This window comes from Streptomyces pseudovenezuelae, assembly GCF_001513955.1.
Lineage (GTDB): Bacteria > Actinomycetota > Actinomycetes > Streptomycetales > Streptomycetaceae > Streptomyces > Streptomyces pseudovenezuelae.
Window position 1 is genome coordinate 1307940 of record NZ_KQ948144.1, and the last position, 14611, is coordinate 1322550.

The following is a 14611-nucleotide window of genomic DNA, read 5'->3' on the forward strand; positions in this document are numbered from 1 at the left end:
TCCCGAGATCCGCCCCATCATGTAACCTGCACGAAATTTTGCACTTACGCAGAGGGCCAACGTCGTCCCTCGGCAAGCTGAATATGCCAATTGACGACGACGGGAGAGCCGATGCGTACGCCGCGCCAGCCGTCCCAGCACTCCACGAGTGGCCAGAAGTGGTCGTTCATGGATGCTCGCCCTGCTGCGCAGGGTATGTACGACCCCCGCAACGAGCGCGACGCCTGTGGCGTCGGCTTCGTGGCCACCCTCACCGGCGAGGCGAGCCATGCGCTGGTCGAGCAGGCGCTCACGGTTCTGCGCAACCTGGAGCATCGCGGTGCCACCGGATCCGAGCCCGACTCGGGTGACGGAGCGGGCATCCTGTCCCAGGTTCCGGACGCGTTCTTCCGTGAGGTCGCCGGCTTCGAACTGCCCGCGGCCGGTGGATACGCGGTAGGCATCGCCTTCCTTCCGGAGGACCGGATCGAGGACGCCGTCTCGAAGATCGAGACGATCGCCGCCGAGGAGGGCCTCACCGTCCTCGGCTGGCGCGAGGTCCCGGTCGCCCCCGAGCTGCTCGGCGCCACCGCCCGCTCGACGATGCCGGCCTTCCGCCAGGTCTTCGTGACCGACGGTTCGTCGGAGGGCATCGCCCTCGACCGCAAGGCGTTCGTGCTGCGCAAGCGCGCCGAGCGCGAGGTCGACGTCTACTTCCCCTCGCTGTCCGCGCGCACCATCGTCTACAAGGGCATGCTGACCACCGGTCAGCTGGAGCCGTTCTTCCCGGACCTGTCCGACCGCCGCTTCGCCTCCGCGATCGCGCTCGTGCACTCCCGGTTCTCCACGAACACCTTCCCGTCGTGGCCGCTCGCGCACCCGTACCGCTTCGTCGCGCACAACGGTGAGATCAACACCGTCAAGGGCAACCGCAACTGGATGGCGGCCCGCGAATCGCAGCTGGTCTCCGACCTGTTCGGCAACGACGACAAGGCCATCGAGCGGGTCTTCCCGATCTGTACGCCGGAAGCCTCCGACTCGGCGTCCTTCGACGAGGTGCTCGAACTCCTGCACCTGGGCGGCCGTTCGCTGCCGCACTCCGTGCTGATGATGATCCCGGAGGCGTGGGAGAACCACGACTCCATGGAGCCCGCCCGCCGCGCCTTCTACCAGTTCCACTCCAACCTGATGGAGCCCTGGGACGGTCCGGCCTGTGTCACCTTCACCGACGGCAAGCAGGTCGGCGCGGTCCTCGACCGCAACGGCCTTCGCCCCGGCCGCTACTGGGTCACCGACGACGGCCTCGTCGTCCTTGGCTCCGAGGTCGGCGTCCTCGACATCGACCCCGCCAAGGTCGTCCGCAAGGGCCGGCTCCAGCCGGGCCGGATGTTCCTCGTCGACACCGTCGAGCACCGCATCATCGAGGACGACGAGATCAAGGCCGGCCTCGCCGCCGAGCAGCCCTACGCGGAGTGGGTGGAGGCCGGCGAGATCGAGCTCGGCGACCTGCCCGAGCGCGAGCACATCGTGCACACCCACGCCTCGGTCACCCGCCGCCAGCAGACCTTCGGCTACACCGAGGAAGAGCTCCGTGTTCTCCTCGCGCCGATGGCCAAGGCCGGTGCCGAGCCCATCGGTTCGATGGGCACCGACTCGCCGATCGCCGCGCTGAGCGAGCGTCCGCGACTGCTCTTCGACTACTTCACCCAGCTGTTCGCGCAGGTCACCAACCCGCCGCTGGACGCGATCCGCGAGGAGCTCGTCACCTCGCTGCGCTCGGCCCTCGGCCCGCAGGGCAACCTGCTCGACCCGAGCGCCGCCTCCTGCCGTTCCGTCGTGCTGCCCTTCCCGGTGATCGACAACGACGAGCTGGCCAAGCTCATCCACATCAACGCCGACGGCGACATGCCCGGCTTCAAGGCCGCGACCCTGTCCGGGCTGTACCGGGTCTCCGGCGGCGGCGACTCCCTCGCCGCGCGCATCGAGGAGATCTGCTCCGAGGCCGACGCCGCCATCGCCAACGGCGCCCGGCTGATCGTGCTCTCCGACCGCCACTCGGACGCCGAGCACGCGCCGATCCCGTCGCTGCTGCTCACCGCGGCCGTCCACCACCACCTCATCCGCACCAAGCAGCGCACCCAGGTGGGCCTGCTGGTCGAGGCCGGTGACGTCCGCGAGGTCCACCACGTCGCCCTGCTGATCGGCTTCGGCGCCGCGGCCGTGAACCCGTACCTCGCCATGGAGTCCGTCGAGGACCTGGTCCGCGCGGGCACCTTCCTCTCCGACATCGAGGCCGAGCAGGCCATCCGCAACCTGATCTACGCCCTCGGCAAGGGTGTCCTCAAGGTCATGTCGAAGATGGGCATCTCGACCGTCGCCTCCTACCGCGGCGCCCAGGTCTTCGAGGCCGTCGGTCTCGAAGAGGGCTTCGTGCAGAAGTACTTCAGCGGTACCGCCTCCAAGATCGGCGGCGTCGGCATCGACGTCATCGCCAAGGAAGTCGCCGCCCGGCACGCCAAGGCGTACCCGGCGAGCGGCATCGCGCCGGCCCACCGCGCCCTGGAGATAGGCGGCGAGTACCAGTGGCGCCGCGAGGGCGAGCCGCACCTGTTCGACCCGGAGACGGTCTTCCGCCTCCAGCACTCCACGCGCGCGAACCGCTACGACATCTTCAAGAAGTACACGGACCGCGTGAACGAGCAGTCCGAGCGCCTGATGACGCTGCGCGGCCTGTTCGGCTTCAAGTCGGACCGTCAGCCGATCTCCGTCGACGAGGTCGAGCCGGTCTCCGAGATCGTCAAGCGCTTCTCCACCGGCGCCATGTCGTACGGCTCCATCTCCAAGGAGGCGCACGAGACCCTCGCCATCGCCATGAACCAGCTGGGCGGCAAGTCCAACACCGGTGAGGGCGGCGAGGACGCGGACCGGCTGTACGACCCGGCGCGGCGTTCGTCGATCAAGCAGGTCGCCTCCGGCCGCTTCGGCGTGACCTCCGAGTACCTGGTCAACGCGGACGACATCCAGATCAAGATGGCCCAGGGCGCCAAGCCCGGCGAGGGCGGCCAGCTGCCCGGCCACAAGGTCTACCCGTGGGTCGCCAAGACCCGGCACTCGACCCCGGGCGTCGGTCTGATCTCCCCGCCGCCGCACCACGACATCTACTCGATCGAGGACCTGGCCCAGCTGATCCACGACCTGAAGAACGCGAACCCGCAGGCGCGGATTCACGTGAAGCTGGTCTCCGAGGTCGGCGTCGGCACGGTCGCCGCGGGTGTCTCCAAGGCCCACGCGGACGTCGTCCTGATCTCCGGTCACGACGGTGGTACGGGTGCCTCCCCGCTGACCTCGCTGAAGCACGCGGGCGGTCCCTGGGAGCTCGGTCTCGCCGAGACCCAGCAGACCCTGCTGCTCAACGGCCTGCGGGACCGGATCGTCGTCCAGACCGACGGCCAGCTCAAGACCGGCCGTGACGTCGTCATCGCCGCGCTGCTCGGCGCCGAGGAGTTCGGTTTCGCGACCGCGCCGCTCGTCGTCTCCGGCTGCGTCATGATGCGCGTCTGCCACCTGGACACCTGCCCGGTCGGCATCGCCACCCAGAACCCGGTGCTGCGCGACCGGTTCACCGGCAAGGCCGAGTACGTCGTGAACTTCTTCAAGTTCATCGCCGAAGAGGTCCGCGAGATCCTCGCCGAGCTGGGCTTCCGCTCCATCGAGGAGGCCGTCGGCCACGCCGAGACGCTCGACGTCGAGCGGGCCGTCAACCACTGGAAGGCGCAGGGCCTGGACCTGGCCCCGCTCTTCTACGTGCCCGAACTGCCCGAGGGTGCCGCGCTGCACCAGGTCATCGAGCAGGACCACGGCCTGGAGAAGGCGCTCGACAACGAGCTGATCAAGCTCGCCGCCGACGCGCTCGCCGCCGACTCGGCCACCGACGCCCAGCCGGTGCGCGCCCAGGTCGCGATCCGCAACATCAACCGCACGGTCGGCACCATGCTCGGCCACGAGGTGACGAAGAAGTTCGGTGGCGCGGGCCTGCCCGACGACACCATCGACATCACCTTCACCGGCTCGGCCGGCCAGTCCTTCGGCGCCTTCCTGCCGCGCGGTGTCACGCTGCGCCTGGAGGGCGACGCCAACGACTACGTCGGCAAGGGCCTCTCCGGCGGCCGGGTGATCGTCCGTCCCGACCGGGGCGCCGACCACCTCGCCGAGTTCTCCACGATCGCGGGCAACACCATCGCCTACGGCGCGACCGGCGGCGAGCTGTTCCTGCGCGGCCGTACCGGTGAGCGGTTCTGTGTCCGCAACTCCGGTGCCACGGTCGTCTCCGAGGGCGTGGGCGACCACGGCTGCGAGTACATGACCGGCGGTCACGCGGTCGTCCTCGGCGAGACGGGCCGCAACTTCGCGGCCGGCATGTCCGGCGGCGTCGCGTACGTCATCGACCTGGACAGCGACAACGTCAACGTGGGCAACGTGGACGCGGTCGAGGCCCTGGACGACGCCGACAAGCAGTGGCTGCACGACGTGGTGCGCCGCCACCAGGAGGAGACCGGATCCACGGTCGCCGAGAAGCTCCTGGCCGAGTGGGACACCGCGGTCGAGCGCTTCAGCAAGATCATCCCCAGCACGTACAAGGCAGTGCTCGCCGCCAAGGACGCCGCCGAGCAGGCGGGACTCTCCGAGTCCGAGATCACCGAGAAGATGATGGAGGCGGCGATCAATGGCTGACCCGAAGGGCTTCCTGAACCACGGCCGTGAGGTCGCCAAGTCCCGCCCGGTCGACGTACGTCTGAAGGACTGGAACGAGGTCTACGTCCCCGGCTCCCTGCTGCCGATCATCAGCAAGCAGGCCAGCCGCTGCATGGACTGCGGCATCCCGTTCTGTCACAACGGCTGTCCGCTCGGGAACCTCATCCCCGAGTGGAACGACTTCGCCTACCGCGAGGACTGGTCCGCCGCCTCCGAGCGTCTGCACGCGACCAACAACTTCCCGGAGTTCACCGGCAGGCTGTGCCCGGCTCCCTGCGAGTCGGCGTGTGTGCTCGCCATCAACCAGCCGGCCGTCACCATCAAGAACGTCGAGGTCTCGATCATCGACAAGGCGTGGGACAGCGGTGACGTCGAGCCGCAGGCCCCGGAGCGTCTGTCCGGCAAGACCGTCGCGGTGATCGGGTCAGGACCCGCCGGTCTCGCCGCCGCGCAGCAGCTCACGCGGGCCGGTCACACCGTCGCCGTCTACGAGCGCGCGGACCGCGTCGGAGGCCTCCTGCGGTACGGCATCCCCGAGTTCAAGATGGAGAAGCGGCACATCAACCGGCGCATCGAGCAGATGCGCGCGGAGGGTACCCGCTTCCGCACCGGCATCGAGATCGGCCGCGACCTCAAGGCGACCGACCTGAAGAAGCGGTACGACGCCGTCGTCATCGCCGCCGGCGCGACCACCGCGCGTGACCTCCCGGTCCCCGGCCGCGAGCTCAACGGCATCCACCAGGCCATGGAGTACCTGCCGCTGGCCAACAAGGTCCAGGAGGGCGACTACGTCACGCCCCCGATCTCGGCCGAGGGCAAGCACGTCGTGGTCATCGGCGGCGGCGACACCGGCGCCGACTGCGTGGGCACCGCCCACCGCCAGGGCGCGGCCTCGGTGACGCAGCTGGAGATCATGCCGCGTCCGGGCGAGGACCGTGCCCCGCACCAGCCGTGGCCGACCTTCCCGATGCTCTACAAGGTCACCTCCGCGCACGAGGAGGGCGGCGAGCGGGTCTACTCCGTCTCGACGACCCACTTCGAGGGCGACGAGGACGGCAACGTCCAGTGGCTGCACCTGAGCGAGGTCGAGTTCATCGACGGCAAGCTGACCTCGAAGCCGGGCACGGAGCGCAAGATCCCCGCCCAGCTGGTGACGCTGGCCATGGGCTTCACCGGCACCGACCGTGAGAACGGCCTGGTCGAGCAGTTCGGCCTGGAGCTCGACGAGCGCGGCAACATCGCCCGCGACGCCGACTTCCAGACCAACGTGCCGGGTGTCTTCGTCGCCGGTGACGCCGGCCGCGGCCAGTCGCTCATCGTGTGGGCGATCGCGGAGGGCCGCTCGGCCGCCCGCGGCTGCGACCGCTTCCTGACCGGCGCGAGCGAACTGCCCGCGCCGATCCGCCCGACGGACCGTTCCCTGATGGTCTGACGGTCCCTCAAGAACGTCCCGTACAAAGCCGTACGGAACGCCGACGGTGTCCGCCCCCGAAGTCCCCGACCGGACTGGGAGCGGGCACCGTCGCCTTTGCGGCGGAGAGCTCACCCCGAAGCGGCCTCCAGGCCCTCGAACTCCACCGTCGCGTCCTCGCTGTACGCACCCACCCGGCCCCGCAGGTACGGCAGTTCGGCGTCGGTGAACGTCACCAGCGGCTTCCCGCCCACCGCGACGGACAGCACCGCGCCCCGCTGGACGACCGTCACGTCGTACCAGTCCCCGACGGGGTACGGCGTCCGGCCCGTCGCCAGGAAGCGCTGGCCCCCCGGATAGGCGGGATCGCGTTTGCCCAGTTCCCAGCCGTTCGGCTTGAGGGTGACGTAGTAGAAGTGCTCCGGGTCGGTGTACGCCCAGACCAGCCACGGCACCTCCCACGGGTTCGGCTTCGGGGAGCGCAGCTGCTTCAGGGTCCGCATCCGTGCCTCGTACCGCACGTCGGTGTAGGAGGCGGTGCTCACCACCAGGCCCGCGTGGGTGGTGCCGGGGTCCTCGGCGGCCAGGGGGGAGAGCGAGAGCGAGGTGTCGTCGCCGTGGTTGGTGCCCATGCCGTTGAACACCGACAGCCAGCGGCCGTGGGTCGTACCGTCGATCCACGGCTTCGGCGGTGGCGGGCCGTCGCCCTGGCACCGGCTCAGGGCGAGCGCGAGGAGCGCGGCCAGCGTGAGTGCCAGCGCCAGCCGCGTGGCGGTACGACCCCGGTGTGTCATGCCGTCGAGTACGGTCCGGACGCCGTGAGCCCGACCGGGACGTCGGCGGCGAAGTCCTCGGCCAGCTGGGACAGAATGCGGGCACTGGCCGTGCCGTCGCCGAACGGGTTGCCCGCGGTCGCCATCCTGCGGTACTCCGCCGGATCGTCGAGGAGCCTGTTCGCCCAGGACACGATGGCCTCCGGGTCCGTGCCGATCAGCCGGGCCGCGCCCGCCTCCACCGCCTCGGGCCGCTCGGTGGTGGTCCGCAGCACCAGGGCGGGCTTGCTCAGGCTCGGGGCCTCCTCCTGGATCCCGCCGGAGTCGGTGAGGACCAGGTCGCACTCGGCGAGCGTGGCGGCGAAGTCCAGGTAGCCGAGCGGCTCGACGAGCGAGATGCCCCGCTGTCCTTCGAGTTCGGGCAGCAGCACCTCCCGTACGGCCGGGCTCTTGTGCAACGGCAGCACGATCTCCACGTCCCCGCGCGCCGCGAGCCGGGTCAGCGCCCGGCCCATGCCGCGCATCCGCTCGCCCTGGTTCTCGCGACGGTGCAGGGTGACCAGGATCCGCTTCGCCGCGCCCCCGAACGCGGAGGTGCCGGTGCCCTCGGCCAGCACCCACATCAGGTTGTCGATGACCGTGTTGCCGGTGACGAAGACCTGCTCCTCGGGGATGCCCTCGCCGGTCAGATGCCGGGCGGCCGCCGGGGTCGGCGCGAAGTGCCAGCGGGCGATGCGTCCGATCAGGCTCCGGTTGAGCTCCTCCGGGAACGGGTTGTCGATGACTCCGGTGCGCAGTCCGGCCTCGACGTGGGCGACCGGGATCTTCTCGTAGAAGGCGGCCAGCGCGCCGGCCAGCGCGGTCGTGGTGTCCCCCTGCACCAGGACCAGGTCGGGGCGCTGCTCCCGCATGACGACGCCGAGGTCGCGCACCAACCGGGCGGTGAGGTCGGACAGTTGCTGCCGTCGGCGCATCACGTCGAGTGCGATCCGGACGTCGACGTACAGCAGGCCGAGCATCTGGTGGAGCATCTCGCGGTGCTGGCCGGTGGTGACGACGATCGGCTCGAACTGCGAACCGGCGGCCATCGCCCGTGCCACGGGCGCCAGTTTGATCGCTTCCGGTCTCGTGCCGAGCACCAGCATGGCGCGTACGGGCACGACGGACGTGGGTGTGGACATGAGCCCCCCTTGGGCGTGCGCGGTCGGCACGGCGACCGCGTGAAGTGATGAGAGAAAGGAAGCGAGGACCCGCGGCCCGGGTGGGGGCGCGGCCTGAACGTCCTCAGATGCGCGCGGACTTCAGGTGCGCGCGGTCTTCAGCCAGGTCCGCTGACCGGTGAGCATCCGCCAGAACCCCCACCAGCCGGCCGCGAACCAGATGTAGCCGTAGAAGACGAAGACATGGGCGAGCAGCACCGAGCGCACCAGCCCTAGCTCGCGCTCCCGCCTGGCGTACACGAAGCCGTACGCGTAGGCGGTGGTGAACGAGAGCAGATACGGGCCGAGCAGCCACATGGGCGACACGAGCGGGTGTCCGACCTGTACCGAGGCCACGGTGGTGGCGCACAGGGCGACGAGGAAGGACAGCGGCAGCAGCGAGGTGAGCAGGATGAGCACCGGGCTGGAGAGGTGGTACAGCAGGTCGAGCGCGGGCCTGGTCGGTACGTCCCGCAGGATCAGCGGGACCAGTCCGGCCGACTGGAGATGGCCCTGGAACCAGCGCGAGCGCTGGCGGATCAGACGCCTGAGGCTGAGCACGGCCTGCTGGGAGACCGCGGCGGTGGTGCAGTGCATGTTGGTCCAGCCCTTGGCGATCAGCCGGACCCCGAGGTCGAGGTCCTCGGTGAGGCTGTCGCTCCACGGGCCGTCCCCGTCAAGGGTGTTGAGGGCGGCGAGCCGCATGAACTGTCCGTTGCCGCCCATGCCGACGCTGCCGATGAAGCGGCGTGCGCTCTGGAAGACGTCGCCGTAGACGACGAACTCCATGTCCTGCATGCGGGCGAGCAGCCCGAGGCCCCGGTTGTACATCCGCACGCAGACCTGGACCGCGCCGGTGCCCGGATCGTCGAAGAACGGGTCGACCGACTGGAGGACGTGCGGGTCGAGCCGGCCGTCCGCGTCGAGCACGCACACGACCACGTCCGCGGGGTCCCGGCCGAGGAGCAGACCGGACTCCCTGAGGTGGCGCACCCCGTCGTTGAGGGCGGCGCCCTTTCCCTTGCGTGCGTTCGGCGGGTCGCGCCGGAGCAGCTGGACGACGGCCGGGTCGGCGGCCAGGGCGATGTCGGAGGTGCGGTCGTCCGAGCCGTCGTCGATGACCAGCGCCATGTAGTTGGCGGTCGGGAGCGAGGTGATGCGCGCCAGGCTTTCGGCGAGCACTTTCTCCTCGTTGAGACAGGCGAGCAGGAATATGTAGAAGCGCTCTCTCTTCTCGATCCGGGAGCGTCTGATTCTTCGCCTGGAGAGCACGAAAAGTGTCGTGTTGTAGCAGGCGGCCAGCACGATCAGCGAGATGCTCGACCACAGGAACAGTTCAGTGATCATTGCCGCCCCCGGTATCGGCGCGCATCCTTTGCGCCTGGCTCCGCAGCCGTGCCCGGGCCAGCAATATGACGCAAGCCGTCAGGCAATAGAACAGAAATCCGACTCCCGCGGTTTCCTGCAATGCTCTGGCCAGAGGTAGCCCCGGTATTGCCTCCGGGGCGGTCATTGCCCCGGCCAGAGGCAGCAAAGAGCCCAGGGCAGGTCGTCCGTACATTTTCCCCCCACGTTCTGATGCGCGTCCCCAACGCGCGAAATGGAACGTAGCAGGTTTCCGGTCCCCTCGATCCTGCATTTGACACGCTTCATGGTCGTCATGAAAATCAGTGACTTCGTATCGGTAAAGACCTTGCCAATACCGGCAAGGCGGGGGGATGAATGTGGGACCACTGATTTCACACAGGAGACGGGGAACAGCGAAGTTCCCCGTGATCCTGTTGCTGGTCGCGGCCGTGCTCGGGGGTACTTTCCTCGCCTGGAGCGCACAGGCGGGCAGCGTGCCGCCACCCGGTCACCGGCACGGGCACGAGGCCGTCGGCGAGCGGTCCGGACTCGGCAGCGTCGACCTCAAGGGGTGGGCGAAGGAGCAGATCGCCTCGGACAAGGAACGGCGCGCACAGCCGCGGCCGAAGACGGCGGTCTCACCCACGGCCGCCAGGTCCGGCGCCGTCACCGCGGTCCGCCAGGCGGGCTTCGTCCGGGCGGCCGCCGCGGCCGACCCCACCACGCTCGTGCTCTACGACACCGCGGGCCCCTACGGCCGGCTCGGCGAGCTGTACGCCATGGCCGCGGCCAACCTCGCGGGCCACTTCGGCACGGTGACCGCGAAGCCGGTCCAGCAGTACACCGCTGGGATGATCGGCTCGTACACCGCCGTGATCTACATCGGCTCGACCTACTACTGCTGTGACGTCCCGGACGCCATCCCGGCCGCCTTCTACCAGGACGTCTCCACCAGCACCAAGCCGGTCATCTGGATGGGTGCCAACATCTGGAACATGGCCAACTCGGTGGGCACCGCCCAGTTCACGCAGCGCTACGGCTGGGACCCGACCAGCTCGTACTACGAGGACGGCGGCTCCGTCGGCACCGTCACGCAGGTGACGTACCGGAACCAGACCCTCACCCGGAAGATCCCGGCCGGCCAGGACGGCGGAGTGCTGCGCCCCAACATCCTCACCGGCCCCGGATATCCCGAGGTCACCCGGCTCGCCGAGGGACTGGACAGCTCCAACGGGCACACCTTCGGCTGGGCGGTCCGCTCCGCCAACCTCACCTACGTCGGCGAGATCCCCTTCGCCTACGTCTCCGAGAGCGACCGCGTCATCGCCGCCGAGGACCTCCTCTTCGACGCCCTCGCCCCGGCCACCGCCGAACGCCACCGCGCGATGCTGCGCCTGGAGGACATCAGCCCCGCCTCGGACCCGGCCGAACTGCGGACCATGGCGGACTACCTCTACGCGCAGAAGATCCCGTACGGCGTCAACGTGATCCCGGTCTACAAGGACCCCAAGGGCACCTACAACAACGGCACCGCCCAGACGATCACGCTGGTGCAGCGCCCGCAGGTCGTCAGCGCCCTCAAGTACATGCTGGCCCGCGGCGCGGTCCTCATGGACCACGGCTACACGCACCAGTACGGCAATGTCGCCAACCCCTACAACGGCGTCACCGGCGACGACTTCGAGTTCTACCGGGCCCACGTCGACTCCGCGGACAACGTGGTCTACGACGGCCCGGTCGCCGAGGACTCCGCGCTGTGGGCGCAGGGCCGGGTGGCCGCCGCGCTGACCCAGTTCACCCTCGCCGGGCTGCCGAAGCCGGCCCTGTGGACCACCCCGCACTACGCCGCCTCCGCCGCCGACTACAAGGTGTTCAGCTCCAACTTCTCGGCCCGCCTGGAGCGTTCGCTGTACTTCTCCGGCACGCTCGGCGGGAACTCCGCGGGACCCAATGCCTTCATCGGACAGTTCTTCCCGTACGTGGTGAAGGACGTGTACGGCACCAAGGTGCTGCCCGAGAACATCGGCAACTACGAGCCCGAGGCCTTCAACAACCACCCGGCCCGGCTGCCCGCCGACCTCGTCGCCTCGGCGAAGGCCAACCTGGCCGTCCGGGACGGGTTCGCCAGCTTCTTCTACCACCCCTACTACCCGACCCAGCCGCTCAAGGACACCGTCGACGGCATCAAGGCCCTCGGCTACACCTTCGTCAGCCCCACGAGCCTGTGAGGCCACCGCATCCGAGGGGGAGGGCCGTCGCCGCAGTGGTGGCGGTCCTCCTCGCCGTCGTCTCCGGCTGCACGACCGCCGGGGGCGGGGCCCCGGACACCGGCAAGGACGGCCGGGCGACCCTGCGGGGCATCACCCTGCCCTCCTGGTACCGCACCGACTACGACAGCCCGGCCGCCGACCGCTATCTGCGGGGCATCCGCGCCACCGGCGCCCGCTGGATCACCCTCACCCCGACCTGGTACCAGAACCGCGTCAGCGACTCCGGGATGCACACCACCGAGGAGACGGCGAGCGACGCGAGCGTGCGCCGGATCGTGCGCCGCGCCCACGCCCTCGGCCTCAAGGTGATGATCAAGCCGCACGTCGACCTGCCCGGCGACCAGGACCGCGCCGAGATCGCGCCGCGCGACCGCCACGCGTGGTTCACCGCGTACCGCCGCTTCCTCACCCACTACGCCGACCTCGCCGCCGACACCGGCACCGAGCAGCTCGCCGTGGGCACCGAACTCGCCGGGGTGTCCGGCGACACGGCCGCCTGGAAGGAGGTCGTCGCGGAAGTCCGCGAGCACTACGACGGGCCTCTCACCTACGCCGCCAACTACGACGAGTACCGCAGGGTCCGCTTCTGGAAGGACCTCGACGTCATCGGCATCGACGCCTATTGGCCGCTGTCCGGGACACCCACGACGGACCCCGCCCGGCTGCGCCGCGCCTGGCGGCCGATCCGTGCCGAACTCGCCGCGTTCGCCCGCGAACAGGGCCGCCGCGTCCTGTTCACCGAGGCCGGCTACGTCAGTCAGCGCGGGGCCACGACCGCCCCGTACTCCTGGACCGTCAGCGACCGGGCCGCTCCCGACGAACAGGCCGCCGCCTACCGGGCGTTGCTGGACTCCTTCACGGGCCGGGACTGGTGGGCGGGCGTGTGCTGGTGGATGTGGGACGACTGGCCGGACAGCGGCGAGACACCGGCCCGGCTCGCCTACACCCCGCACGGAAAGCCCGCGGAGGCGGTGCTGCGGGAGAGGTGGGGCCCCGCTCAGGGCACCCGGTAGGTCTCCCCGTACACCTGCCACTCCAGTGGCGTCCGCAGCTGGAGGTTCCCCTCGTCCAGGAAGCGCCGCTGCGCGGTGTCGACGCGGGTGGTGTCGATGTCCGGATCGCGGCTCTTCATGGCCGCGCGGCGGATGTCGAGGAAGGTGTCCAGGTACGCCTTCTCCGAGCCGCCCTCGGTCGGGCTGTCGGACTTCCCGAGGGCGCGCTCGCGCATGCCGTAGAAGCCGGTGGCGTCGGTGCCGGGGCCGTGGAAGACCATGGCGTCGTAGTAGACGAACTGGCCGAGCGGGCCGAGTCCGTCGAGTTTGGCGAGGCGGACCGCGGGGTCGAAGTAGACCCGGTCGCGGGCTGTGTCCTGGGCCCTCCGGAAGGCCGGGACCGCTGCCTCCGCCTTCCAGGCGTCCGTGAAACCCGGGTCCAGGCCCTCGTGGGAGTCCGTGCCGTCGACCGCGCGCAGGGCGGGGAGGTACGTGGCGAGGCCGTTGTCCGGGTGGGCCTTCGTGTAGCCCTCGACGAGGGTCAGCAGGTCGTTGGTGCCGGTGCAGAAGCCGATGATGCCGGCCGTGTAGCCCTGGCCGTCGCCGATGTCCTCGATGTAGGCGTAGGCGCTGCGCCAGTCGAGGGTGGAGTTCTCGGCGCTCGCCACCAGCTGCTGCGCGAGGTCCTTCCTGGCGGGGGCGGCCAGGCCGGCCGGCGCGTCGGCGAGCACGTCGCCGCTCGCCGCGCCGGCGGTCCCCTCGGCCCAGGTCTTGGCGCCCTGGGCCCCCTTGGTGTCCTGGGCCGCCTGCGACCGGTAGGCGGAGGAGAGGTCCGGGCCCGCCCCTCCCGCGCCGGGGTCCTCGGGCGCGAGGACATAGACCGACGCCGTGACGAGCACGGGGACGGCCGCGAGGAGCAGCAGGCGGGCGCGTTTCACTGAGTTCCCGTCAGTTCGGTGACCTTGGCCCAGGTGGACACCAGCAATATCACGAGCAGGACGGCGCACGTCCCCGCCTGCACCAGGGCACGACGGCCGTCCCGGGGTGCGTATGCGTAGGCGAGGGCGACGACGGCACCGGCGAGCAGGCCGCCGAGGTGGCCCTGCCAGGACGTCTGCAAGGCGGAGATCACCAGCCACAGCAGCAGGCCCGCCATGAAGCGGTTGACCTGGGCCATGTCGGCGCCGAGCCGGCGGGCCATCACGTAGTAGGCGGCCCCGAGCCCGAAGATCGCGCCGGACGCGCCGAGCGTGGCCTCGGTGGGCGCGATCAGCAGGACCAGGACCGAGCCGCCGAGCGCCGAGAGCAGATAGAGGGCGAGGTACCGGAGCCGGCCGAGCTGGAGCTCGACGACCCGGCCGATGTTCCACAGCGACACCATGTTCATCACGATGTGCAGGATCCCGAACGTGCCCTCGGTGGGCGGCAGATGGAGGAACGCCCCGGTCAGCAGCCGGTACCACTCGCCTTCGGCGACACCCTCGGCGTGGAAGGCGGCGGGATAGGCGGCCTGCCACACGTAGTGGCCGCCGTCCGGGCCCACCAGGCCGACCCCCAGCATCTCGAACCGGTCCACGATCGCCGGGCGCACCAGCTCGCCGACGTAGGCGAGCACATTGAGGCCGATGAGGACGTACGTCACCAGCGGGACGGCCGTGATCCGCCCGCCGAACGCGGTCCGGGCCTGCCGCACCGACCGCGCGCCCTCCCGCACGCAGTCGGGGCACTGGTGGCCGACGGCCGCCTCCCGCATGCAGTGCGGGCAGATGTACCGCTCACAGCGGGTGCAGCGGACATGGGACTCCACCGTGGGATGGCGATAACAGGTGGTGACGGTGGATTCGGGTTCCACGGCCGGCTCCTCGAAGTGACGGGGACGATGATCGAG

At 70.0% G+C, this 14611-nt stretch carries 9 protein-coding genes; 4 read left to right on the forward strand and 5 right to left on the reverse strand.

Annotation, left to right across the window (positions count from 1 at the left end; all coding sequences use genetic code 11):
• Positions 1 to 111: 111 nt before the first annotated feature.
• Both gltB and AQI94_RS05770 read left to right on the forward strand, forming a co-directional pair.
• On the forward strand, positions 112 to 4710 hold the full coding sequence (gltB, locus tag AQI94_RS05765; protein ID WP_078902739.1) for a glutamate synthase large subunit: 4599 nt from the start codon (positions 112 to 114) through the stop codon (positions 4708 to 4710).
• Positions 4703 to 6163 carry a glutamate synthase subunit beta gene (locus AQI94_RS05770; protein ID WP_031045597.1) on the forward strand — a complete coding sequence of 487 codons (1461 nt, stop codon included), beginning with the start codon at positions 4703 to 4705 and terminating at the stop codon, positions 6161 to 6163. Before gltB ends, AQI94_RS05770 begins: the two co-directional genes overlap by 8 nt.
• 110 nt (positions 6164 to 6273) lie before the next feature.
• Here AQI94_RS05770 and AQI94_RS05775 read toward each other — a convergent pair whose 3' ends face one another.
• The 3 genes from AQI94_RS05775 to AQI94_RS05785 all read right to left on the reverse strand — a co-directional run bounded on the left by AQI94_RS05775 (position 6274) and on the right by AQI94_RS05785 (position 9461).
• The gene (locus tag AQI94_RS05775) at positions 6274 to 6936 is read right to left on the reverse strand and encodes a LamG domain-containing protein (protein WP_037942407.1); all 663 of its coding nucleotides are present in this window, start codon (positions 6934 to 6936) and stop codon (positions 6274 to 6276) included.
• Positions 6933 to 8096: a non-hydrolyzing UDP-N-acetylglucosamine 2-epimerase gene (gene wecB, locus AQI94_RS05780; RefSeq protein ID WP_051832215.1), complete on the reverse strand. Its 1164-nt coding sequence runs from the start codon at positions 8094 to 8096 to the stop codon at positions 6933 to 6935. The genes AQI94_RS05775 and wecB overlap by 4 nt, the downstream gene beginning before the upstream one ends.
• Positions 8097 to 8216: 120 nt before the next feature.
• Complete coding sequence (locus AQI94_RS05785; RefSeq protein ID WP_031045605.1) at positions 8217 to 9461, reverse strand: glycosyltransferase family 2 protein; 1245 nt, start codon at positions 9459 to 9461, stop codon at positions 8217 to 8219.
• A gap of 425 nt (positions 9462 to 9886) precedes the next feature.
• On the opposite strand from AQI94_RS05785, the gene AQI94_RS05790 reads away from it, so the two are divergent.
• Positions 9887 to 11689, forward strand: coding sequence for a DUF2334 domain-containing protein (locus AQI94_RS05790; RefSeq protein ID WP_225890153.1), 1803 nt, complete (start codon positions 9887 to 9889; stop codon positions 11687 to 11689).
• A gap of 35 nt (positions 11690 to 11724) precedes the next feature.
• Entirely contained in the window at positions 11725 to 12744 is a 1020-nt protein-coding gene (locus tag AQI94_RS05795) for a glycoside hydrolase family 113 (protein ID WP_031045611.1), read from the forward strand.
• Here the strand turns inward: AQI94_RS05795 and AQI94_RS05800 are convergent.
• Entirely contained in the window at positions 12729 to 13661 is a 933-nt protein-coding gene (locus tag AQI94_RS05800; RefSeq protein ID WP_062229607.1) for a chitosanase, read from the reverse strand. The two genes, AQI94_RS05795 and AQI94_RS05800, sit on opposite strands and share 16 nt — an antisense overlap.
• Positions 13658 to 14575 (reverse strand): rhomboid family intramembrane serine protease, encoded by a 918-nt coding sequence (locus AQI94_RS05805; protein ID WP_031049389.1) that lies wholly within the window; start codon positions 14573 to 14575, stop codon positions 13658 to 13660. Before AQI94_RS05805 ends, AQI94_RS05800 begins: the two co-directional genes overlap by 4 nt.
• Positions 14576 to 14611: the final 36 nt, after the last annotated feature.

Bases quoted from the DNA above. Each gene is read 5' to 3' on its own strand.
- gltB (WP_078902739.1), top strand. From the start codon at position 112: ATGCGTACGCCGCGCCAGCCGTCCCAGCACTCCACGAGTGGCCAGAAG.
- AQI94_RS05770 (WP_031045597.1), top strand. From the start codon at position 4,703: ATGGCTGACCCGAAGGGCTTCCTGAACCACGGCCGTGAGGTCGCCAAG.
- AQI94_RS05775 (WP_037942407.1), bottom strand. From the start codon at position 6,936: ATGACACACCGGGGTCGTACCGCCACGCGGCTGGCGCTGGCACTCACG.
- wecB (WP_051832215.1), bottom strand. From the start codon at position 8,096: ATGTCCACACCCACGTCCGTCGTGCCCGTACGCGCCATGCTGGTGCTC.
- AQI94_RS05785 (WP_031045605.1), bottom strand. From the start codon at position 9,461: ATGATCACTGAACTGTTCCTGTGGTCGAGCATCTCGCTGATCGTGCTG.